At 69.9% G+C, this 21760-nt stretch carries 18 protein-coding genes and 1 other RNA gene; 14 read left to right on the top strand and 5 right to left on the bottom strand.

Going from position 1 to position 21760, the window contains the following annotated elements; all coding sequences use genetic code 11:
* Window positions 1-70 precede the first annotated feature (70 nt).
* Both P0Y41_RS08065 and P0Y41_RS08060 read left to right on the top strand, forming a co-directional pair.
* Window positions 71-1387 (top strand): dihydroorotase, encoded by a 1317-nt coding sequence (locus P0Y41_RS08065; RefSeq protein WP_284060861.1) that lies wholly within the window; start codon window positions 71-73, stop codon window positions 1385-1387.
* Between the two features lie 114 nt (window positions 1388-1501).
* Window positions 1502-2026 carry a DUF7529 family protein gene (locus P0Y41_RS08060; protein ID WP_284060860.1) on the top strand — a complete coding sequence of 175 codons (525 nt, stop codon included), beginning with the start codon at window positions 1502-1504 and terminating at the stop codon, window positions 2024-2026.
* Window positions 2027-2075: 49 nt separating this feature from the next.
* Here the strand turns inward: P0Y41_RS08060 and P0Y41_RS08055 are convergent, their stop codons facing one another.
* Complete coding sequence (locus P0Y41_RS08055) at window positions 2076-2663, bottom strand: cysteine hydrolase family protein (RefSeq protein WP_284060859.1); 588 nt, start codon at window positions 2661-2663, stop codon at window positions 2076-2078.
* 170 nt (window positions 2664-2833) lie between these two features.
* Here P0Y41_RS08055 and P0Y41_RS08050 point away from each other — a divergent pair, with 170 nt between their 5' ends.
* Complete coding sequence (locus P0Y41_RS08050; RefSeq protein WP_284060858.1) at window positions 2834-4543, top strand: Hvo_1808 family surface protein; 1710 nt, start codon at window positions 2834-2836, stop codon at window positions 4541-4543.
* Window positions 4544-4600: 57 nt separating this feature from the next.
* Window positions 4601-5764 (top strand): nicotinate phosphoribosyltransferase, encoded by a 1164-nt coding sequence (locus P0Y41_RS08045; RefSeq protein ID WP_284060857.1) that lies wholly within the window; start codon window positions 4601-4603, stop codon window positions 5762-5764.
* 79 nt (window positions 5765-5843) lie between these two features.
* Here the strand turns inward: P0Y41_RS08045 and P0Y41_RS08040 are convergent, their stop codons facing one another.
* A complete protein-coding gene (locus tag P0Y41_RS08040; RefSeq protein WP_284060856.1) occupies window positions 5844-6446 on the bottom strand; it encodes a TIGR00296 family protein in 603 nt (200 codons plus the stop codon).
* A gap of 161 nt (window positions 6447-6607) precedes the next feature.
* On the opposite strand from P0Y41_RS08040, the gene rnpB reads away from it, so the two are divergent.
* The 5 genes from rnpB to P0Y41_RS08015 all read left to right on the top strand — a co-directional run bounded on the left by rnpB (window position 6608) and on the right by P0Y41_RS08015 (window position 12751).
* An RNA gene (gene rnpB / locus P0Y41_RS08035) (RNase P RNA component) lies at window positions 6608-7058 on the top strand.
* A gap of 137 nt (window positions 7059-7195) precedes the next feature.
* On the top strand, window positions 7196-7489 hold the full coding sequence (locus P0Y41_RS08030) for a WNWW family protein (protein ID WP_284060855.1): 294 nt from the start codon (window positions 7196-7198) through the stop codon (window positions 7487-7489).
* A 259-nt stretch (window positions 7490-7748) separates the two neighbouring features.
* Complete coding sequence (locus P0Y41_RS08025; protein WP_284063378.1) at window positions 7749-8669, top strand: MBL fold metallo-hydrolase; 921 nt, start codon at window positions 7749-7751, stop codon at window positions 8667-8669.
* Window positions 8670-8829: 160 nt separating this feature from the next.
* Window positions 8830-10761, top strand: coding sequence for an AMP-dependent synthetase/ligase (locus P0Y41_RS08020; RefSeq protein WP_284060854.1), 1932 nt, complete (start codon window positions 8830-8832; stop codon window positions 10759-10761).
* Window positions 10762-10882: 121 nt separating this feature from the next.
* Complete coding sequence (locus P0Y41_RS08015) at window positions 10883-12751, top strand: cation:proton antiporter domain-containing protein (RefSeq protein WP_284060853.1); 1869 nt, start codon at window positions 10883-10885, stop codon at window positions 12749-12751.
* 57 nt (window positions 12752-12808) lie between these two features.
* Here the strand turns inward: P0Y41_RS08015 and P0Y41_RS08010 are convergent, their stop codons facing one another.
* The gene (locus P0Y41_RS08010; protein ID WP_284060852.1) at window positions 12809-14050 is read right to left on the bottom strand and encodes a right-handed parallel beta-helix repeat-containing protein; all 1242 of its coding nucleotides are present in this window, start codon (window positions 14048-14050) and stop codon (window positions 12809-12811) included.
* Between the two features lie 131 nt (window positions 14051-14181).
* Here P0Y41_RS08010 and lpdA point away from each other — a divergent pair, with 131 nt between their 5' ends.
* The 4 genes from lpdA to P0Y41_RS07990 all read left to right on the top strand — a co-directional run bounded on the left by lpdA (window position 14182) and on the right by P0Y41_RS07990 (window position 19507).
* Window positions 14182-15606: a dihydrolipoyl dehydrogenase gene (gene lpdA / locus P0Y41_RS08005; RefSeq protein WP_284060851.1), complete on the top strand. Its 1425-nt coding sequence runs from the start codon at window positions 14182-14184 to the stop codon at window positions 15604-15606.
* 87 nt (window positions 15607-15693) lie between these two features.
* Window positions 15694-16014, top strand: a complete 321-nt coding sequence (locus P0Y41_RS08000; protein ID WP_284060850.1) for a hypothetical protein — start codon at window positions 15694-15696, stop codon at window positions 16012-16014.
* 65 nt (window positions 16015-16079) lie between these two features.
* Complete coding sequence (locus P0Y41_RS07995) at window positions 16080-18047, top strand: ABC transporter ATP-binding protein (protein WP_284060849.1); 1968 nt, start codon at window positions 16080-16082, stop codon at window positions 18045-18047.
* A gap of 107 nt (window positions 18048-18154) precedes the next feature.
* Window positions 18155-19507, top strand: a complete 1353-nt coding sequence (locus P0Y41_RS07990) for a cytochrome P450 (RefSeq protein ID WP_284060848.1) — start codon at window positions 18155-18157, stop codon at window positions 19505-19507.
* Between the two features lie 31 nt (window positions 19508-19538).
* Here the strand turns inward: P0Y41_RS07990 and P0Y41_RS07985 are convergent, their stop codons facing one another.
* Window positions 19539-20111, bottom strand: coding sequence for a 2'-5' RNA ligase family protein (locus tag P0Y41_RS07985; protein ID WP_284060847.1), 573 nt, complete (start codon window positions 20109-20111; stop codon window positions 19539-19541).
* Between the two features lie 4 nt (window positions 20112-20115).
* On the bottom strand, window positions 20116-20298 hold the full coding sequence (locus tag P0Y41_RS07980; protein WP_284060846.1) for a DUF7554 family protein: 183 nt from the start codon (window positions 20296-20298) through the stop codon (window positions 20116-20118).
* A gap of 61 nt (window positions 20299-20359) precedes the next feature.
* On the opposite strand from P0Y41_RS07980, the gene P0Y41_RS07975 reads away from it, so the two are divergent.
* On the top strand, window positions 20360-21700 hold the full coding sequence (locus tag P0Y41_RS07975; RefSeq protein WP_284060845.1) for a helix-turn-helix transcriptional regulator: 1341 nt from the start codon (window positions 20360-20362) through the stop codon (window positions 21698-21700).
* Window positions 21701-21760: the final 60 nt, after the last annotated feature.

The following is a 21760-nucleotide window of genomic DNA, read 5'->3' as shown; positions in this document are numbered from 1 at the left end:
TCGCGCCAGATCCGAACCGTTCGCGCCGGATCCACCGCACTTACGCCCGCGCCCCGCCCACCGTCGCGTCATGAGCACGCTGTTCACGAACGCCACGCTCGCCGACGACCGCGTCTGCGACGTGCTGGTCGCGGGCGAGACGATCGCCGAAGTCGCGGCCGCCGGCACCCTCGCTCCCGCCGACGCCGACGAGGTCGTCGACTGCGACGGGAAGCACCTCCTCCCGGGCGCCGTCGACGCGCACGTCCACTTCCGTGAGCCCGGCTTCGCCCACAAGGAAGACTGGCACACCGGGTCGCGATCGGCGGCCGCGGGCGGGGTCACGACCGTCGTCGATCAGCCCAACACCGAGCCGCCGACGGTCACGGGCGCGGCCGTGGACGAGAAAGCCGAACTCGCCGCGAAGTCCTCGGTCGACTTCGGGATCAACGGCGGCGTGACGGAGGACTGGGACCCCGACTCGCTGTTCGACCGCCCGATATTCGCGCTCGGCGAGGTGTTCCTCGCCGACTCCACCGGCGACATGGGTATCGAGGCGGACCTCTTCGCCGACGCCGTCGCTCGCGCCGCCCGCGAGGACACCGTCGTCACCGTCCACGCCGAGGACGCCGCCCTGTTCGATCCGGCGGCCCTGGAGCGCGCCGGCGACGGGACCGGCCGCGACGGCGATGCCGACGCCTGGAGCGCCTTCCGTACGGCCGAGGCCGAGGCCGCGGCCGTCGACCGCGCGCTGGAGGTCGGCGCCGACTCCGAGGCCGCCATCCACATCGCACACACGTCCACGCCCGAGGGGATCGACGCCGCCAGCGACGCGGGCGCGACCTGCGAGGTGACGCCGCACCACTTGTTCCTCTCGCGCGAGGACCTCGACGAACTGGGCACCTTCGGTCGGATGAACCCGCCGCTCCGAAGCGAGGCGCGCAGGGAGGCCGTCTTCGAGCGCGTCGCCGACGGGACCGTCGACATCGTCGCCACCGACCACGCCCCGCACACCCGCGCGGAGAAGGACGCGAGCGTTCGGGACGCCCCGTCGGGGGTGCCGGGCGTCGAGACGATGCTCCCGCTGCTCCTGCAGGAGGTGCGCGAGGGGACGCTGGACCTGGAGCGCGTCCGCGACCTCGTCGCCGCGAACCCGGCGACGGTCTTCGACATCGAGGGGAAGGGTCGGATCGTCGAGGGCACCGACGCGGACCTCGTGCTCGTCGACCTCGAAGCGAGCCGCGAGATCCGCGGCGACGACCTCCACTCGAAGTGCGAGTGGACGCCGTTCGAGGGCCGCGAGGCCGTTTTCCCCGAGGTGACGCTCGTGCGCGGCCACGTCGCCTACGACGCTCGCGGGGGCGACGAGACGTTCGGTGAGGCGGTCGGCGAGAACGTCCGGGTGTAAGCGGCGATCGACCGCCCGCTCGCCGAGCTCGCCGGCGGCGGGGAGTTATCCGTCCCACTCGCCTCGCGACTCCACACGGCAACCGTTTTCCCCTCGCGCCGCCGCCGGTGGTGTATGGCCGGCAGCCACCCGCTCGCTGGATACACCGAGTTCTGGGACGATGTGATGGCCGACATGGAGGCCACCGCCGAGGAGTATCGCGAGGCGGGCTGGGACGTGCTCGAACTCCACCCGGGCGACGTGACCCCGCTCCCGAACGTCTCCACCGACGGCACCGGGATCGACGTCGATCGCACCGGGTTCGACGTGCTCCTTCCGGGCGACGAATTCGCCGCCGCACGGGAACTCGTCGAGGAGACCGAGGAGCCGTTCGACGAGTACGAGGCGTATCGGGCCCAGCAGTCCGAGGTCGTGTTCCTCGTCGTCGTGATGAAAGCCGAGGCTGCGGGACAGGCGGTCGCGTTCCCGCTGTACTACGCCGAACGGCAGGCGGCGCCGATGCTGGAGCGCGCCGACGCCGCGGGCGAACTCCGCGCGTATCTCCGACCGCTCGACGACTCCGACCGGGTCGTGTTCTCGCTCGCCGAGCCGGAGACGCTGTACCCCGACGATTGGGGCGAGTCGACGCCCGAGGAGTAGACCGCACCGTCCAACGGACTGAGTTCGCGGATCTCCGACCAATCGACGGCTACGTGAACGATACGTCCGTCAGCGACGCGGTCTCGCCGAACAGCCAGTCGGCGTGATCGACCGCGTACTCGCGGTGCTCCTCGGCGATGTACCCCAGCGCGTCCTCGATGACGACCGGTCGGTAGTCGCGCAGGCCCGCTGAGCCGGCGGTGTGGAGGACGCAGACGTTCGCGAGCGTCCCGCAGATCAACAGATCGTCGATCCCGCGGGCGTCGAGCCACCCCTCCAGCTCGGTGTCGTGGAACGCGTCGTAGGTGTGCTTCTCGACGACGTGGGCGGCGTCCTCAGTCGGGAGGTCGGCGACCAACTCGGCGTCCCAGCTCCCCTCCGCGACGTGCTCGCCCCAGCGGTCGAACTCGTCGTAGTAGTGGGCGTCCTCGAACTGCTCGGGCGGATGGACGTCTCGGGTGTAAACCACGCGCGCGCCGACGTCGGCGGCGCGCTCGACGAGCGTCCGGACGGGGTCGATCGCCGCCGCGCTGGGCTCGGCGTAGAGGCTCCCGTCGGGGTGACAGAAGCCGTTCTGCATGTCCACGACGACGACGGCGGTGCGGTCGGGGTCGAAGGCGTCCTGCTCCGGGGGCATGACCGGCCGTTTGGACCGCGACCACAAAATCGATCGGCGGGTGCCGTCTCGGGGACGGACCGGTGGGTGTCGCCACCGGGATCGACCGGCGGATTCTCCGCGAATGTTCCGCGGATTAGACGCCCCAACACGCGGACAAGGTACTTCTACCCCCAGGCCAATGCGGAGGTATGCGACGATCGGCCCCGCACCCGCTCTCGCGACTCGGCGCCCTCGTGCTCGTGTTCGCGCTCGTGTGTACCGCCGCGGCGCCGCCGCTCGCGGCGGCGGCACCCCCCGCAACGGACGCGGGGACCGACCGACTCGCGAACGCGAGTGGACTCACGGCCCAACAGGAGGCCCCGCAGGATCCAGAGTCCGACGTGATCGGGTGGGAAGACGGCTACTGGCACAACGAGAGCATCGACGTCGACCAGTCCGACGGCCTGAGCGACGAGGAACTCGACGCGTACGTGGCTCGGGCGATGGCCCGCGTCGAGTACCTCCGCGACGCGGAGTTCGACTCCCGGGTCCCCGTCTCGGTGATCTCCCGTGAGCAGTATCGCAACCGGAGCGCCGGTGGTCCCAGCGCGAACCGGACCGAGTACAACCGCTGGAACGATCAAGTGTGGGAGGGGCTGTTCATCGTCGGCGAGTCGACCGGCTCCGGCGAGGAGATCGGCGAGACGACCGGCTCCTCGGTGCTGGGCTTCTACTCGCCGACGCGCGACGAGATCACGATCGTCACCGGCTCCCCGGACTCGCCGACGATCAACAACGCGACGCTGGTCCACGAGTTGGTCCACGCGCTGCAGGACCAGCGCTACGACCTGACGAACGAGACCTATCGCGCCCCCACCCAGGACGGTGACCTCGCGGTCGACGGCGTCGTCGAGGGGGAGGCGAACTACATCGAGACGAACTACGCCCAGCGCTGCGGCGCCGAGTGGGAGTGCGTCGACACGCCGCAGGCGAGCGGGGGCGGCGGCGGTGGCGGCGGCGGACCGAACCTCGGCATCCTGCTCACCCTGCTCAACCCCTACTCTGACGGCCCGGTGTACGTGAACGAGATCGTCGAGGAGGGCGGTTGGGACGCCTTCGACGAGCGCTTCCGGAACCCACCGGTCTCCTCCGAGCAGGTGATCCACCGGACCGACGAGACGCCACGCTCCATCGAGTTCACAGGCGAGGGGACGAACGGCTGGAGCACCTTCCCGCGCGACAACCCGCAGCTCGGCCAGAACGGCTCCGACACCGTGGGCGAGGCGTCGATCTACGCGATGTTCTGGTACCAGGCGCGCGAGTACCAGGCGAACACGATCAACCCGAACGGCCTGTTCCAGACCGACAGCCCGTACGACACGTACAACTACGACGCCGAGCCGTCGAACGGCTGGGCGAACGACCGGCTGTTCCCGTACCGCAACGGCGAGGGTGACGACGCCGAGTACGGCTACGTGTGGATCACCGAGTGGGACACCGAGACCGACGCGCAGGAGTTCCACGACACCTACCTCCGAATGCTCGATGCCCACGACGTCCGAGAGACCGACGAGGGCTACTACGTCGTTCCCGACGGTCCCTTCGCCGACGCGTTCCTCGTTCGCCTCGATGGCGAGCGAGTCACGATCGTGAACGGTCCCACTGTCGACGACGTTCGGGACATCCGCCCGTCGCTCGAACCCGCCGAGACGGCCACTGCGGGGAACGGCGAGGACGCCGACGCGACGCCCACGGCGACCCCGGGCGACGCCGGTGACGGCGGCGACGACACCGGCGCTGACGCCGACGCCGGCGATGACACGGCGGAGACGACCGAGACGAGCGGCGCCGGCTTCGGCTTCGGCGTCGCGGCCGCTGCGGTGGCGATAGCCGGCTTGCTGGCTCGCCGGCGCCGCTGACCGACCACTCCGCGCGGATGGCGTGACTTTTTGCGTCGTCCCGGCGAATCCGGGGACATGACCGCTTCGACCCCCGAATTTGACATCGTCGGGGCTGACGCCGTCCGCGACGGATCGGCGACGGACGCGTACTTCGATCGAACCGTCGAGACGCTGCGCCACGCCGACCGGAATCCGACCGTCGTCGCCGAGGTGACCGCCGATCAGTTCCCCGACGGCGACTTCGAACTGCTCGCGGGGGTGAAAGACGCCGCAGCGCTGTTGGCCGGCCACGGCGTTGACGCGGACGCGATCCCGGAGGGAACCCTGTTCGACGGCGGCCCGGTGCTGCGGGTCGAGGGCACCTATCTGGAGTTCGCGGCGCTGGAAACGTCGCTGCTGGGCTTTCTCTCGCACGCCTCCGGCGTCGCCACGGCGGCGCTTTCGTGCCGACGCGCGGCACCCGACTCGGACCTGCTGTCGTTCGGCGCGCGCCACGTCCACCCGTCGATCGCCGCGATGGTCGAGCGCAGCGCGCTCGTCGGCGGCCTGGACGGCTTCTCGCACGTCGCCGCCGGCGAGATGCTCGGGCGCGAGCCGTCGGGGACGATGCCCCACGCGCTGCTCATCTGCTTCGGCCGCGGCAACCAGGAGGACGCCTGGCGGGCCTTCGACGAAGCGGTCCCCGACTCCGTCCCCCGGATCGCGCTGTGTGACACCTACGGCGACGAGAAAGACGAGGTCATTCGCGCCGTGGAGACGCTCGGCGAGCGCCTCGACGGCGTCCGCCTCGACACCACCGGATCCCGCCGCGGCGACTTCCGGCACATCGTCCGCGAGGTGCAGTGGGAACTCGACGCCCGCGGCCACGACGACGTGGACGTGTTCCTCTCGGGGGGGCTCGGCCCCGCGGAGCTTCGTCGCCTCCGGGACGTCGCCGACGGCTTCGGCGTCGGCGGCTCCGTCTCCAACGCCGACCCCGTCGACTTCGCGCTCGACATCGTCGAAGTCGACGGGGAACCGGCCGCCAAGCGCGGGAAGCTCTCAGGGACGAAGGAGGTGTACCGGACGCCCGACGGGGGCCACCACGTGGGTCTCCGCGGTCGCGACGGCCCCGAGGGCGGGGAGTCGCTCATGGAACCGCTGATCCGCGACGGCGAGGTCGTCCGGACGTTCGACATCGACGACGCCGCCGGGCGGGCGCTGGCGGACGCGACTCGAGTCGGGTTCGGCGGCGAATAACGAGACACCGAACTCGTCGGAGGTATCGGACGGCTCACCGGGACAGTTCGGTTCAGCCGATCGTCGTCGTCGATCGCCGCTACAACTGTTCGACGCTACCGCCGTCGGCGCGCTCGCGGAACACCTGGCCGTCGATGAGCGTCACCATGGTGTCGTCGTCTTGCCAGGCCATCGGCGAGAGACCGGCCTTCCGGCAGACGCGCGAGAGGAACCGCTCCTTGCTCCAGTCGTTCTCCACGGGGATCGTCGGGTAGAGCCAGCCGTGGTGACCGTTGTGGTCGATTGCGACGCCGTGGAGGCCGAGTTCGAGGTCGGAGACCGGATCGTTGGTGAGCGTGACCCCCGAGACGACGTACGTCGAGACGAGAACGGAGTCGAGTTCCTTCGGTTCGAGTTCGGAGCCGCCGGTGTCGTCGGAGGCCGCCTTGATCGCCGCCTCGACGATGGCGTGGCCGAGCTGGTCTTTCCCCCGATACGACCCTGCACACCCTCGCATCCGCCCGCGGCCGCGGGTGGATTGAAGTCGGACGAACGCGCCCGTCCGGGCGTAGAAGGCGTCGCGCATACTCCCTGGCTGCTCTCGCTGGCCTTGGAGTACGAACGCCTCGACCGACTCCCGAGCGAGTTCGACCGCACGTGCACCGTCCTCGTAGGTGAGCCGCACGGCCTTCGCTTCGGACATACACCTGCTGGGGGCTGTGCTAACTTGAAGCCTTCCCTCTTCGTGCGGGTTATTCGCACGCTATCTTCGCAGGAGCGACGAGCCGGCCGATCCCGGTGCTTTCACGCACGCGCCGGCGCGCCCCCGAACGCTTTATCCGACCCACCGGCGTACTTCGGGTCGGCAGAGGGAGCCCGACCCCCGTGCGCTCGACCCTCGCGGCGACGGCGCATGAGGAAAGTCCCCCCACCCCTGGACGAGCGACCGGGCGCAAGCCCGGAGTCGGAGACGGCTGGCGCTGGAACAGCAACGAGACCCCCCGCCCCGACCGATGAGGTGCGGTGGCGACCGACCGGTCGCCGCCGGCGCTCGCGGCCACGCCGCGGGCGCGCGAACCGACCCGAGAGGGAAGGGAGCGAACCCACCGAGGGTCGACGGGCGGGAACGGATGGAACGGCGAATCCTCGCCGGTGCAAGCCCGCGTCGACGGGCGGTCGCCGCGCGGCGGCCGCCCCGATGGTAGTCCGGGTGCTCGCGCGGCTCGCGCGAGCGACCGGGGCTCACGCCCTGGGACTGACGCGGACGCTTAGCCGAATGTCGGGCCGAACAGAAGGGGGCTTACTCCCCTCAGCCGATCTCGCGCTCGCCAGCGACGGCACCGGCGTCTCCCCGAACTCGGCGGTAGGCGGGTGACTACCGTCCGACGACGGTCGTGCGAGTGGCTGACACGCCTCCGACTAACTAAAACCGATGGAATCCCAACCGACAGTGTGGACAGCAGAGAACTCACGGCGGCCCTCGAGCGAGAGTTCGAGGGAACCGAGGCGGCCCGCCGGACCGTCGCTCGCCAGGCGCGGGACCTGGCAGACGCCGGCGTGATCGAGACGGATCGCGGCCACGAGCTCACCGTGGAGGACGTCATCGGGAACATGGCGGACGCTCCCGACGACCACGACCTGGTCGAACGGTGGAACTGGTGGCTCGGCTCGCTGGAGACCGCCTACGGGGGCTACGAGCGGTTCACCGTCCGATTCGTCGACGACGGCCCGGACGTGAACGCCTGAGCATCGCCGGATCCGCTCGCCGCGTTCCGGGTCCGCTCGCGCGTGGCGCCTCCGTCGCTCGTCGTACGCGACCCCGCACGACCCTGACTGCCCTCCGTCCCGCCCTCCGCGTGGCACGGTCTGTGAGCCCCGGGCTCGCGACGTGAGCGGGCCCTCGTCGACGCTGAGCGGACGCGTGACGACCGTGGGGTGGCTCGATGAGGACGGCTACCGAATCCTTTTGGTACCGACTGACGCGGGTTCGAGTATGGCCACGGATATCGAGCCCGGGGATTACGCCCCGGTGCCCGGCTGTGCGGACCTGTACTACCTCGACACCGGAATGTACGGGACCGTCAACTACGGATCGGTGTACCTCCTCGACGCCGAGCGTCCCGCGGTGATCGACACGGGGATCGGCAACAACCGCGAGTACCTCTTCGACGCGCTCGACGACCTCGGGATCACCCCCGAGTACATCCTTCCCACGCACGTCCACCTCGACCACGCGGGCGGCGCGGGCTTTCTCGCAGAGCGCTACCCGGACGCGACGGTGATGATCCACGAGACCGGCGTGGAGCACCTCGTCGACCCCGCGCGCCTCGTCGAGGGCACGAAGTCAGCCGTCGGCGACCAGTGGCAGTTCTACGTCGAGCCGGAGCCGATCCCCGAAGACCGGATCGAACCGCTCTCGGGCGGCGAGACCCTCGATCTGGGCGATCGGGACCTCGACGCCCACTACGCGCCGGGCCACGCGCCCCACCAGGTCGTCTTCCACGACCGCGGCGACGACGTGGTGTTCACCGCCGACGCCGCCGGCATTTACATCCCGCAACTGGACACCGTCGAACAGACCACGCCTCCCTCCCAGTTCGATCTCCACGGGTGCCAGGACGACGCCGACATGATCCGGGACCTCGAGCCGCGGTACCTCTGCTTCGGGCACTTCGGTCCCCGCGAGTTCGACGACGAATTGCTCGCCGGATATAAGCGGACGCTCGCCGAGTGGGTGGAGGCGGTCCGCCAGAAGCGCGAGGAGTTGGGCGACGACGAGGCCGTTATCGAGCACTTCGCCGCGCACGCGCCCCAAGAGCACCTCGACGTGTGGAACGAACGGAAGGCGCGCGAGGAGGAGCGCATGAACACCCGCGGCGTGCTCAGGTACCTCGACTACATGGAGAAGCAGGGGAAGACAATCTGAGGGGCTGAGGGGTCGACGCTTCGCACTCGCCGGCGGCGCGGACGAACGAGCGCCGCGATGCCACGTCGAACGAACGTCGCGACAGCGCGATGAAAACAACGCGGAACAACGGGCGTCGCGAGGGGACCGACTTATTACGGGCGGCGCGGCAGGGAGTGGCATGGATTGGCGCCAGGCGGAACGCGAGTACGACCCGGGGGTCACCCGGGACTCGCTGGCGGCGACGTTCGACGCGAGCGCCCGCGAGCACGCCGACCGGGTGGCACAGCGGTACAAGGGCGGGGTGTACGACCGGACGCTCGTCGGCTCGGGCGTCGTCGACGCCGCCCCCGACGGCGACTACGCGGACCTCACGTACGCCGAGATGCGCGATCTGGTCCGACGGCTCTCGGCCGGCTTCCGCGAACTCGGGGTCGCCGCCGGCGACCGCGTCGGCATCTTCTCGAACACGCGTATGGAGTGGGCCCACAGCGACTTCGCGCTGCTCGGCGCCGGAGCGGTCGTCACGACGGTGTACAAGTCGTCGTCACCGGGACAGGTGCGCCACCTCCTCGACGACCCCGGCGCCTCCGGCGTCGTCGTCGAGAACCGCGACCTGCTCGACCGCGTGCTCGCCGTCGAGGACGACCTCGATCTGGAGTTCGTCGTCCTCGTCGACGGCACGGAACACGAGCGCGACGACGTGTACACGCTCGGAGAGATCCACGAGCTCGGTGCGGCGGTCGACCCCGGCGACGGCTGGGTGATCGACCGCGACATCGACGACCTCGCGAGCCTCATCTACACCTCCGGCACCACCGGCCAGCCCAAGGGCGTCGAACTCACGCACCGCAACTTCCTCGCGAACGTCGACCAGTGCATGCGCCGGTTCGGTCCCCGACCGGACAAGCCCGCGGACGCTTCGGTCGTCGACGAGGAGAGCGTCACGCTGTCGTTTCTCCCGCTCGCGCACGTGTTCGAGCGCCTCGCGGGCCACTTCATGATGTACGCCACGGGCGCCACCGTCGCGTACGCCGAGTCGTCTGACACGCTCCGGGAGGACTTCGGGCTCGTTCGCCCGTCGACGGCGACGAGCGTCCCCCGCGTCTACGAGAAACTGTACGCCGCCATCCGCGAGCAGGCGTCCGAATCGAGCGTGAAAGAGCGCATCTTCAACTGGGCGACCGGCGTCGGTCGAGCGTACCACCGCGCCGACGACCCCGGCCTCGGACTGCGGACGCGCTACGGGCTGGCCGACCGGCTCGTCTTCTCGACGGTGAAGGAGGCGCTCGGGGGAAACATCGAGTTCTTCATCTCGGGCGGAGGGTCGCTGTCGGCGGACCTGTGCGAGCTGTACCACGGGATGGGCGTCCCCATCCTGGAGGGGTACGGCCTGACCGAGACGGCGCCGGTCGTCGCGGTGAACCCGCCCGAGGAGCCGAAAGTCGGTACTATCGGGCCGCCCGTCTACGACGTGGACGTCCGCGTCGACGAGGGGGTGGGCGCCGTCGACGCCGACGGCGGCGACGTCGGCGAGTTGCTCGTTCGCGGGCCGAACGTCTTCCGCGGCTACCGGAACCTCCCCGAGCAGACCGAGGAGGCGTTCACGGAGATCGACGGCGAACGGTGGTTCCGAACCGGCGACGTGGTGGAGATCCGCGAGGACGACTACATCGCGTTCCGCGAGCGCGCCAAGCAGCTCATGAAGCTCTCGACGGGCAAGTACGTCCCGCCGGGCGCCATCGAGGACTCGTTTGCGGCCTCCGAGTACGTCGAACAGGCGATGGTGATCGGCGACTCGAAGAAGTTCGTCTCCGCGCTCATCGTGTTGAACCTCGCAGGCGTCCGCGAGTGGGGCGACGCACAGGGGTACGACCTCCCCGCGGACGACGACGCGCTGTGTCGCGACGACCGCGTCCGCGACCTGATCCAGACGGAGGTCGACCGCGTCAACGGGGAGTTCGAGGCCCACGAGACGATCAAGCAGTTCCGGATCGTCGCCGAGGAGTTCACCGAGGAGAACGATCTCCTCACGCCCACGATGAAGAAGAAGCGGCGCAACATCCTCGAGCGGTACGCCGACGACATCGGCAGTATGTACGCGGAGTCGTGACACGCCGGGTCTCGGTCGCGTCTTAACCGGGTGCGGTCGAGGGCGGCGGGGCCGGCCGCCGTCGCCGCAGTAGTCGTCTTTTTCCCGCGCGCAGCCAAGCACACGGTATGGAGGTGAGGAGATGTCGGCGGGAGCCGGGCAACTGATCGCGATCGTCGCCGTCATCATCGCCACCGGCGTCGCCGCACAGATCCTCTCTGACAGATTTCAGCTCCCGAGCATCATCTTCCTCATCGCTGCGGGAGTCGCGCTCGGCCCCGAGGGACTCGGAATCGTCACCCAGGAGACGTTCGGGCTGACGGGGCTGTCGACGATCGTCGGGCTCTCGGTCGCGATCATCGTGTTCGAGGGCGCGTTCCACCTCAAGATCGACGAGCTTCGGCAGGCACCAGCGGCGTCGCTGCGCCTCGTCACGATCGGCGCCGCGATCGCGTTCGTCGCGACGACCGTGGTCGTCCGAGTCGCACTCGGGACCGAGTGGCTCGTCGCCGCACTCATCGGCGCGTTGCTCGTGGCGACAGGACCGACGGTGATCGCGCCGATATTGGAGGTGGTGCCGGTGCGCGACAAGGTCGCGACTGCGCTCGACACCGAGGGGATCGTCAACGACGTGACGGCGGCGATCCTCGCGGTCGTCATCTTCGAGGCCATCGTCTCCGACACGACCGACCCCGCCGAACTGATCGCGCTGTTCGCCGAACGGCTCGGCGTCGGCGTCGTCGTCGGCGTCGTCGTCGCGGGGGCCGTCTACTACGCCCTCCGGTACATCGACCTCTCGCCGGGCAACGCCCCGCAGAACGCGCGCCTGCTCGTATTGGCCGGCGCGCTCGTCGCCTACGGCGAGGCGAACCTCGTCCGCACGGAGGCGGGAATCGCGGCGGTCGCGGTCGCCGGGATCCTGCTCGGCAACGCTGACATCCCATACGAGGAACAGATCACGGATTTCAAAGGCGACATCACGCTGCTCGTCCTCTCGTTCGTGTTCATCTCGCTGGCGGCGCTGCTGGAGTTCGACACCCTGATCCAACTCGGTGTCGGTGGAATCATCGTCGTCGCCGCGGTGATGTTCGTCATCCGGCCGGTGCTGGTCATGCTGTCGACGGTTGGCGGGAGTTTTCAACGAAACGAGCGCGTGTTCATGTCGTTCGTCGGCCCGCGCGGGATCATCCCGGCGTCGGTCGCCACCCTGTTCGCCGTCGAACTGGCGAACAACGGCATGACGACGGCGGCGAACACGCTCGTCGGCACCGTCTTCCTCGTCATCATGGCGACGGTGGCGTTGGAGGGCGGGTTCGCCAGGCAAATCGCGGAGAAGCTCGACGTAATCCCAATGCGCGTACTCATCATCGGAGGCGGAAAGGTGGGCCGGACGCTCGCCGAACGCCTCGAGGACCGCGGCGAGAACGTGGTCATCATCGAAACCGACGAGGAGGTCGTACAGATCGCCAGAAACGAAGGATACGCGGTCCACATCGGCGACGGAACCGACACCGAGGTGCTTCGCTCGGCCGGCGCCGAGAACGCCCGGACGGTCGTCGCCGCCACCGGCGACGACGACGTGAACCTGCTGGTGGCACAGCTGTCCGACTCGAAGTTCGACGGCGTCGAGACGGTACTCGCGCGGGTGAACAACCCGGACAACGTCGACGCCTTCGAGGAGCTGGGCGTCCGCACCGTCTCTTCGGTGCTGGCGACCGCCCAGGCCATCGACAACTACATCGAGCGGCCGGCGATGGCCAACTGGATGGGCGAGATCGGCCGCTCGGGCGACGTGATCGAAGTCGAGATCACCAGCGAGGAACTGGCCGGTATCACCGTCAGCGAAATCGGCACCGAGCTTCCCGACGGGAGCATGATCGCGCTCGTGTGTCGCGACGACGTGACCCAGGTTCCCGACGACGATTACACCCTCCAACTGGGCGATCGAGTCACCCTCATCGGCGGTCGCGAGGAGGTGCAGGAGGCTCGGCGGCAGTTACATCCCGAGTGAGGACGGTCGCCCCGGTTCCGGGGCGTACAGCGCGTCGGGCGGGCGACCGGCGGCGGGTCAGCCGCCCCGGCCGTTACCGCCGCCCTGTCCGTTCCCGCCGTTGTCGCCGCCGCCGCGGCCGCCCGGACCGTTACGGAGGTACGGCTCGTACGCCACCCGGCCGACCACGTCCGCGCGGTCGTCGTCGTCGGCGGCCTGGTTGAAGTCTGCCTCCTCGGGGCCCTCGCGGCTCCCCCAGTAGTTGTTGCGCGCGTCGACCGTCGGGTCGCCGCTCGGGTCGCGGCTCCCGTCGTCGTCGCCGTTGCGGTTGTTGACGCCGATGGCGACGGCGAAGACGTTCGCGTGGAAGCGGACGCCGCCGCCGTCGCCGTCGATCTTCACGGCCTCCGGGAGGATCGTCTCGGCGCTCGTGATGTCCTCGAAGGTATTGCGCGCGACGACGGTATCCGCCGTCGAGGGGGACGCGACGTTCAGGCCCTGCGCGAAGGTGAATCCGAAGTCGACCGAGTCGGACTGGTCGGAGTCGGTGTCGTCGGCCGCGACGAGGTCGCGGACCTCGTTGTTCACGATGGAGAGCCCCGCAGTCGCGTGCTGGACCACGATCCCCAGCGGGGCGACGTCGCTCTCGATCCCCTCGATGGTGTTGTTCACGACCGAACAGTCCGAGATCGTCCCCGGCTTGCTGTTGTCCGCATCGAACAGGATCCCGTTGGCCGTCGGGAACCCGGAGTCGTCGGTCGTCTCCTGGTCCAGGTCGCGGATCTCGTTGTTCGCGATCTCGATCCCGTCGTGGTCGCCCTGTCCCACGACGATCCCGGTGACGCCGAGGCGACCCGTCGGCCCGACGTCCTCGATGACGTTGTTCACGATCGCGGCGTCGTCGAACCCGGCCTCCACTTTGATCCCGAGCAGGCCGCCCGGATTCGTGACGGTGATCCCCGAGAGCGTGACCCCGTCGGCCTCGACGGTGACGGCCGCGCCGGTTCCGCCCGCGCCCTCCACCGTCGGATCGCCGTCGGCCTCGACGGCGAGGTCGGCCACGTCGATCGTGACCGGGTCGTACGTCGCGTCGTCGGCGACGACGACCGTGTCGCCCTCGTCCGCGGCATCGATGGCCTCCTGAAGCGCGTCGCCCCCGCCGGTGACGGTCGTCTGCGCGGCCGCGCGCCCCGCGCCGAGGCGGGCGAGCGCGATCCCGCCGGCCGCGAGGGTGCTCGCGCGAAGCGCCCCCCGGCGCGACAGTCGCCGCGGGCGGTCGCGTCCCGATACCGATCGCCGTTCCCGTGGCTCGCGTGTCATCGTCCGTGGCGGTGGGTCCGACCGGCTAAATAGCCGGGTCACCGCTCCAGCCGGGTTGAAAGCCCGCTCGCGGGTCGCGCCGTCCGCAATTCCTGCCAGTTTATCATCCCGGATCCGGAATACCTCGCGTAATGGTCGTCGGAGACATCTCGACCGGAACGGACGTCGCCGTCATCGGGGCCGGTCCCGGGGGCTACGTCGCCGCCATCCGCGCGGCACAGCTGGGGCTCGACACCACGCTCATCGAGCGTGACGCCTACGGGGGCGTCTGCCTCAACCACGGCTGCATCCCGTCGAAGGCGTTCATCCACGGCGCCGGCGTCGCCCACGAGGCCGCCAACGCCGAGGAGCTGGGCGTCTACGCCGACCCCGCCGTCGACGTGGAGCGCATGCAGCGCTGGAAGCAGGGGGTCGTCGACCGCCTCACCGGCGGCGTCGAGAAGCTGTGCAAGGCCAACGGCGTCAACCTCGTCGAGGGGACCGCGACGTTCGCCGACGAGCACAAGCTCCGCGTCGCCCACGACGGCGCCGGCCAGGGCAGCGAGTCCATCGAGTTCGAGCACGCCATCGTCGCCACGGGGTCGCGGCCGATCCAGGTCCCGGGCTTCGAGTTCGACGGCGAGCACGTGCTCTCCTCGCGCGACCTGCTCGGGATGGAGACGCTCCCCGACAGCCTCGTGGTCGTCGGCGCGGGCTACATCGGGATGGAGCTGTCGACGATGCTCGCGAAGCTCGGCACCGACGTGACCGTGATCGAGATGCTCGACGACGTGCTCCCCGGCTACGAGGAGGACGTCCAGCGGATCGTCCGGACCCGCGCCGAGGAACTGGGCGTCGAGTTCCGCTTCGGCGAGGGCGCCGCCGGCTGGGAGGAGACCGCCGAGGGCGTTGCTGTCGCCGCCGAGACGGAGGCCGGCGAGGAGTCCGAGTACCTCGCAGATCAGGTGCTCGTCGCCGTCGGACGCTCGCCCGTCACGGACACTCTCCAACTGGAGAACGCCGGACTGGAGCCGAACGACGCCGGCTTCATCGAGACGGATCATCAGGCCCGCACCGACGTGGACTCGATCTTCGCCGTCGGCGACGTCGCCGGCGAGCCGATGCTCGCGCACAAGGCCAGCGCGGAGGGCATCGTCGCCGCCGAGGTCGCCGCCGGCGAGCCCGCGGCGCTCGACCACCAGGCCGTCCCCGCCGCCGTCTTCACCGAGCCCGAGATCGCCACCGTCGGGCTCACCGAGGCGGAGGCGGAGGAAGAAGGGTTCACGCCCGCCGTCGGCCAGATGCCGTTCAACGCCTCCGGCCGGGCGCTGACGACGACCCACACCGAGGGGTTCGTCCGCATCGTCGCCGACGAGGAGACCGGCTTCGTGCTCGGCGGCCAGATCGTCGGCCCCGAGGCTTCCGAGCTGATCGCCGAACTCGCGCTCGCCGTCGAGATGGGCGCGACGCTGGAGGACGTGGCCGCGACGATCCACACCCACCCGACGCTCGCGGAGGCGACGATGGAGGCCGCCGAGAACGCGATGGGCCAGGCGATCCACACGCTGAACCGGTAGCCGGGCGGGACGCCGTCGAGCCGAACCGCCCGCGCGACCCGCGGCGTTCGCGTCACGTTTTTCACACGACCGCGAGTCCTCGTCTGTATGGGTCTGTTCGATCGCGACACCGACATGAGCGACGACGATGTCGACGCCGATGCGGACGCCGAGGGACCGTCGTTCGAGCCGATCGCCGGCACCGCCGACTCCGACGCCGGGCGTGATGGCGGCGAAGCCGACGGGAACGAAGACGTCCTCTCGAAGCTCGTCGGCGCCCAGTTCCGCGACGACGACTTCAACGGGACGCTCAAACGCGCCGTCGACGTGGAGGCCGGCGTCGTGCTGTACGCCTACTCCAACAACGGCACCAACGCGGGCGGGCTCGCGGCGATCCCGATCGATCAGACGCGGCTGTTAGACGAGTAGCGCCCCCCGGACGCGACGTGCCGGGTCCCGTGGCCCTTTGTGTCGCCGGCGTGTTTCGAATCGTAATGAGCGACGACGACGACCACGGCGACTTCTCGTCGATCCGCGAGTCCGTGGACGGCAACCCGATGTCCGGACTGCTCCGGTACTGCGTGCCGTACTGGCCGCGGCTGTCGATCGGACTGGTGGCGGCGATAGTCACGCGGCTCGCCCGCCTGCTCCCCTCGCTGCTGGTGGCGGCGGCCATCGACCGCGTCATCCTCGGGAGCGGCGAACCCGGCCTCCTCGCGCAGGCGGGACTGCTCCCGACGAACACGATCACGGGCGAGGCGGCTCGGATAGCGTTTCTCCAACGGCTCGTCGTCATCGCGGCGCTGGCGTATCTGATCCGGTCGGTGACGCGCTTCGCCTCGCGGTACCTGTTCCAGTCGACCGCCCAGAAGGTCCAGCGCGACCTCCGAAACGACACCTACGACCACATGCAGCACCTCTCGCTCGGCTTCTTCGCGGACCACCAGACGGGCGCGATGATGTCCGTGCTGAATCAGGACGTGAACCGCCTGGAGCAGTTCCTCAACACCGAGATCCGGCAGGGGATCCGCGTCGTCGCGACCGTCGGCGGCATCGCGGCGATCATGTACACCTACTCGCCGAAACTCGCGCTGGTCGCGCTGGCGCCGGTGCCGATCATCGGGCTGGCCTCGGGCCGGTTTCTCACGTGGATCGAGCCGAAATACCGCGGCATCCGCGAGACGGTCTCCCGGCTCAACTCCCGGCTGGAGAACAACATCGGCGGCGCCCGCGTGATCAAGGCGTTCAACCGCCACGAGTTCGAGCTGGACCGCGTCGCCGCCCAAAGCGAGCGGTACCACGACGAGAAGGTCGAGGCGATCAAGGCGCGGCGGGCGTTCTTCTCCGGACTGCGCCTGCTCACGGGCGTCGTCTTCGTCGCCATCCTCTGGATCGCCGGCAGCGACATCATCCGCTACGGCCTCGGCAACACCGACCCGGCGACGCTTACCGCCGGCTCGGTCGCGCTGTTTTTCCTCCTCTTGCGCCGGCTCTACTCGCCGATGCGCCGCGTGGGCAAGACGGCGAACAAGTACCAGCTCGCCAAGTCCAGCGCCGAGCGCGTATTCGGCCTGCTCGGGCACGACCCCGACGTGACCTCCCCGGAGAACGCGCACGTCCCCGAGTCGGTCGAGGGCCGCGTCGCCTTCGACGACGTGCGCTTCGGCTACACCGACGACGAGGAGGTCATCTCCGGGATCGATCTGGACGTGGAGCCGGGCGAGACGATCGGTCTCGCGGGGACGACGGGCGCCGGGAAGTCGACGCTGTTGAAGCTCATCTCCCGGCTGTACGACGTGGATTCCGGAGCCGTCCGGATCGACGGCGTCGACGTGCGCGAGTACGACCTCACCGCCCTTCGCGAACACGTCGGCATCGTCGAGCAGAACCCCTACATGTTCTCGGGTACCGCCGCCGAGAACATCGGCTACGGCGACCTCTCGGCGCTCGACGGCGACGCGGGCGATGGCGCCGTCGCCAGCGACGGCGACGCGGGCGCGGTCGACGAGGCTCCGAGCGAGCGCATCGTCGAGGCCGCGAAGGCCGCCGAGGCCCACGAGTTCATCACGGACCTCCCGGACGGCTACGACACTCAGATCGGCGAGCGCGGAGTCAAGCTCTCGGGCGGCCAGCGCCAGCGCATCGCCATCGCGCGCGCCCTCCTGAACGACCCGGAGATCATCGTCCTCGACGAGGCGACCTCCGACGTCGACACCGAGACGGAGGAACTGATCCAGCGCAGCCTCCGCCGTCTCATCGCCGACCGGACGGCGTTCGTCATCGCCCACCGGCTGTCGACCATCCGCGACGCCGACCGCGTCGTCGTCATGGAGGACGGCCGCGTCATCGAGCAGGGCTCACACGACGAGTTGGTCGACGCGGACGGCGACTACGCGGCCCTGTGGGCCCGGCAGGCGGGCGAAGACGAGGAGACGGAGGCGCTGGCGGCGGCCGACGACTGAGCGGGGCGGCAGGTTCGTCCGAAGCGGGGCGGCAGGTGCACTCGGCTTCTCGTCGCGCGCTCGCGCGCGCCCGAGAGTATTTCCGGCTCGCTCCCCTGTCTCTGTGCATGAGTACACGACCGCCGGGCCCCCGCGGCGAGCCCCTGCTCGGCAACGGCCGGCGCTACTCCCGCGACCCCTTCGCGTTCATGACCGCTGTCGCGGACGCCTACGGCGACGTGATCCGCCTGGATTTGGGCCCGCGAGAGACGTACATGCTCACGAACCCCCGCGACGTCGAGCGCGTGCTCGTGTCCGACTGGGCGGCGTTCGGAAAGCCGAATCTCGACGACGCCGTCGACGACCTGCTCGGCGACGGCCTGCTCATGAGCGAGGGCGACCGCTGGCGACAGCAGCGAGACCTCGCGAACCCCGCCTTTCACGCCCGCCGCATCGCCGGGCTCGACGACGCCGTCGTCGGCCACACTGAGGATGCCCTCTCGGGATGGGAAGCCGGCGACCGGATCGACGTGCAACTCGAACTCGCGCGCCTCACCGTCCGCATCATCGTCACCGCGATGTTCGGGACCGACATCGGCGAAGAGACGGTGAAGACCGTCCAAGAGAATCTCGAACCGCTCGGGCAGCGCTTCGAGCCGAACCCGATGCGTGCGGTGATCCCGAACTGGGCCCCGACCCGGGAGAACCGCCAGTTCGACGACGCCGTCGCGACGCTGGAGGGCGTCATCGACGACCTCGTCGCGCGCCGACGCGGCACCGAGGAGACCGCGTCCGATCCCGCGGGCGACGCCGTCGACTCCCCGATGCCGATGGACCTCCTCTCGATCCTCCTGCGGGCGCAGAACCGGGGCGAACAGACCGAGGGAGACCTGCGCGACGAACTGATGACGATGCTGTTAGCGGGCCACGACACGACCGCGCTCGCGCTCACCTACACGTTCTACCTGCTCTCGCAACATCCCGACGCGAAGGCGCGGTTCCAGGCGGAGGTCGACGCCCTAGACGGCGCCCCGACCGCGGACGACCTCCGCGACCTGCCGTTCACCGACCGCGTGCTCTCGGAGGCGATGCGGCTGTACCCGCCCGTCTACACCCTGTTCCGCGAGTCGAAGGTCGACACGCGGATCGCCGGCTACCGGATCCCGGAGGGCTCGTTGCTCATGCTTCCCCAGTGGGTGATCCACCGCTCGGAGCGCTGGTACGACGACCCGCTGGCGTTCGATCCGGACCGATGGGCCCCGGACCGGGCGAGCGAGCGGGAACGGTTCGCGTACTTCCCGTTCGGTGCCGGACCGCGCCACTGCATCGGCAAGCAGTTCTCGCTGTTGGAGGCGAAGCTGATTCTCGCGACCGTGGGCCGCGCGTTCGACTTCGATTACGAGGGGTCGGAGCTGGACCTGCGCGGGTCGCTGACGATGCACCCCGGCCACCCGATGCCGCTCCGACTGTCCGAGCGCTGAGGCGGGCCACCGAGGCGAGGCAGCCCTCAGCTCACCCCCGAAGCGGCACCCGCGCGGCGATCTCCTTGTACTCGCGCGTCCAGACGCCCAGTTCGTCGACCGTCCAGCGCACCGCCTCGAGGTCGCGCTCGCGCAAGCGCGAGACGGCATCGGCTGGGTCGCCCGCTCCCTCCCATCCCCGTGCGAGCGTGACGTGCGGGACGTAGTCCGCCTCCTCCAGCCCCGAAACCGCGCCGAACTCCCGGACGAGTCGGTCGTGTATCGCTCGCAGCGGGGCCGGATCGGCGTCGCCGCCGTCGTCGCCGCTGTCGCCGGCGCCTTGGGGCACCGCCTCGACCGCGAGATAGACGACCGGCGCGTCCCCCAAAGGCGGAGCCTCGAACGCGTCGACGCCGGTGACGCGCACCTCGAACGGAGCGACGCCTCGCAGCGCGGGCCGCAGTCGCTCGCGGATCCGGTGGAGATCGTTCAGGTCGCGGCCGTCGAGGCGCTTCACCACGAGCGTGTGTCTGTCGCGGATCGACGCGAAGCCGGTGAGTGCGGGCTCGAGCGACGCCGCGAGGCGCTGCACCGACCACGGAACGGGGACGTTGACGCTGTACACCGGCTCAGAGGTTGTCGGTCAGCCACAGCACGATGAGCACGACGATGACGAGTCCGATGACGCCCTTCAGGGGGCCGGCGATCAGCCCGAGTGCGAACCCGAGCACCCCGGTGACGATCTCGACGATCAGCCAGACTATCACGAGCAGCAACACGATCTTCAGCAGATCCTCCACGTCCAGAGCCATATCACGGAGTGACTCGCCGCCGACGAAAACCGTTTTGGGCGCCCCTGCGGTGAGGACGGGTATGCGACGCCCCGCCGCGGCCATCGCGCTCGCCATCGTTCTCGCGCTCGCCGGCGTCGCTCCGGCGGTCGCGGCCGCGACGGGGCCCGGCGCTGCCGATCTCTCTGGGTTCGTCAGTTCCGCCGACTCCGCCACGCCGGCCCCAACCGATGGCGACCCCGCTCGGCTCAGGCCGCCGGGATCGTCTCCGCGCGACCTCGGCGCCGGCTTCGCACAGACCGGCGACATCGCTGCCGACACCGTCGTCCTCCGGGCGGAGATCCAACCCGACGGCGACGCACAGTGGCGGATCGCCTACCGGATCGAGTTGAGCGACGAGAACACGACCGCGGCGTTCGAGAGCCTCCAGTCGGACATCCGCGAGAACACGTCCGCGTACGTCGCCCGCTTCGAGGGTCGGATGGCCACGACCGTCGCGGCCGCCGAGAACGCCACCGGCCGGGAGATGGCCGCTTCGAACTTCTCGGTGACCGCCCAGCGCAACCCGTTCCCGACCAGCACCGACTACGGCGTCGTCGCCTACACGTTCGCCTGGGAGGGCTTCGCCGGGACCCAGGGCCAGCGCGTCGTCGCCGGCGACTCGTTAGCCGGTCTGTACCTCGACTCGGGGACCGTCCTCACGATCGCGTGGCCCGAGGCGTACGACGCGCGGACGGTGTCGCCGGCGGCCGACGAGCGCTCGGAGACGGCCGCGACGTGGCGCGGCGAGCGAAACTTCGGTCCGGATCAGCCGCAAGTGGTGCTCGCTCCGGCGTCAGCGCTGCCGATTCGCCCCGTCTACCTCGCGGCCGCGGCGGTCGTGCTGCTGGGCATCGTCGGCGCCGTCCTCCTCCGCCGCCGCGGCGATCTCCCGATCGGCACCGGCGACGACCGCGGTCCGCTCGCGGGCGACGAGGGTGCCGGCACCGCGGCGGGCGAGGGCGGCTCGGCCGGCCCCGGACAGACCGCCGGAGAGACGACGGACGGCGCTGTCGCCGACGCCGGCGGCCCCGGTGGAGACGGCCCGGACTCCGGCGGTTCGGCCGCGGCCGGCACCGATTCGGACTCCGAACACGGTGACGGCGATGGAGACGCCACGACTCCGCCGGAGGAACTTCTCAGCCCGCACGAGCGGGTGACGCGCCTCGTGACGGACAACGGCGGGCGGATGAAACAGGCGGACGTGACCGAGGAACTCGGGTGGAGCGCCGCCCGGACCAGCCAGGTCGTCGGCGACCTGCGTGACGACGGTGACATCGAGAGCTTCCGACTCGGTCGGGAGAACGTCCTCCGCATCCCGGAGGCTGACGACGATCCCCACCCGGGCGACCCGACCCACGGCGACGACGGGTCGGACGCCTGACGGCTCGCCTCGCTCTTCGAGAAACCGGACGACGACGCGGACTTAACGTCGCTTAAGCGC

Source organism: Halobaculum halobium, from assembly GCF_030127145.1.
Classification (GTDB): Archaea; Halobacteriota; Halobacteria; order Halobacteriales; family Haloferacaceae; genus Halobaculum; species Halobaculum halobium.
Note: the sequence above shows the minus strand (reverse complement) of the source record. Positions and strands in the feature narration are given on the sequence as shown.

Coding starts and splice junctions, on each gene's coding strand:
- P0Y41_RS08065 (WP_284060861.1), top strand. CDS start 71: ATGAGCACGCTGTTCACGAACGCCACGCTCGCCGACGACCGCGTCTGC.
- P0Y41_RS08060 (WP_284060860.1), top strand. CDS start 1,502: ATGGCCGGCAGCCACCCGCTCGCTGGATACACCGAGTTCTGGGACGAT.
- P0Y41_RS08055 (WP_284060859.1), bottom strand. CDS start 2,663: ATGCCCCCGGAGCAGGACGCCTTCGACCCCGACCGCACCGCCGTCGTC.
- P0Y41_RS08050 (WP_284060858.1), top strand. CDS start 2,834: ATGCGACGATCGGCCCCGCACCCGCTCTCGCGACTCGGCGCCCTCGTG.
- P0Y41_RS08045 (WP_284060857.1), top strand. CDS start 4,601: ATGACCGCTTCGACCCCCGAATTTGACATCGTCGGGGCTGACGCCGTC.
- P0Y41_RS08040 (WP_284060856.1), bottom strand. CDS start 6,446: ATGTCCGAAGCGAAGGCCGTGCGGCTCACCTACGAGGACGGTGCACGT.
- P0Y41_RS08020 (WP_284060854.1), top strand. CDS start 8,830: ATGGATTGGCGCCAGGCGGAACGCGAGTACGACCCGGGGGTCACCCGG.
- P0Y41_RS08015 (WP_284060853.1), top strand. CDS start 10,883: ATGTCGGCGGGAGCCGGGCAACTGATCGCGATCGTCGCCGTCATCATC.
- P0Y41_RS08010 (WP_284060852.1), bottom strand. CDS start 14,050: ATGACACGCGAGCCACGGGAACGGCGATCGGTATCGGGACGCGACCGC.
- lpdA (WP_284060851.1), top strand. CDS start 14,182: ATGGTCGTCGGAGACATCTCGACCGGAACGGACGTCGCCGTCATCGGG.
- P0Y41_RS08000 (WP_284060850.1), top strand. CDS start 15,694: ATGGGTCTGTTCGATCGCGACACCGACATGAGCGACGACGATGTCGAC.
- P0Y41_RS07995 (WP_284060849.1), top strand. CDS start 16,080: ATGAGCGACGACGACGACCACGGCGACTTCTCGTCGATCCGCGAGTCC.
- P0Y41_RS07990 (WP_284060848.1), top strand. CDS start 18,155: ATGAGTACACGACCGCCGGGCCCCCGCGGCGAGCCCCTGCTCGGCAAC.
- P0Y41_RS07980 (WP_284060846.1), bottom strand. CDS start 20,298: ATGGCTCTGGACGTGGAGGATCTGCTGAAGATCGTGTTGCTGCTCGTG.
- P0Y41_RS07975 (WP_284060845.1), top strand. CDS start 20,360: ATGCGACGCCCCGCCGCGGCCATCGCGCTCGCCATCGTTCTCGCGCTC.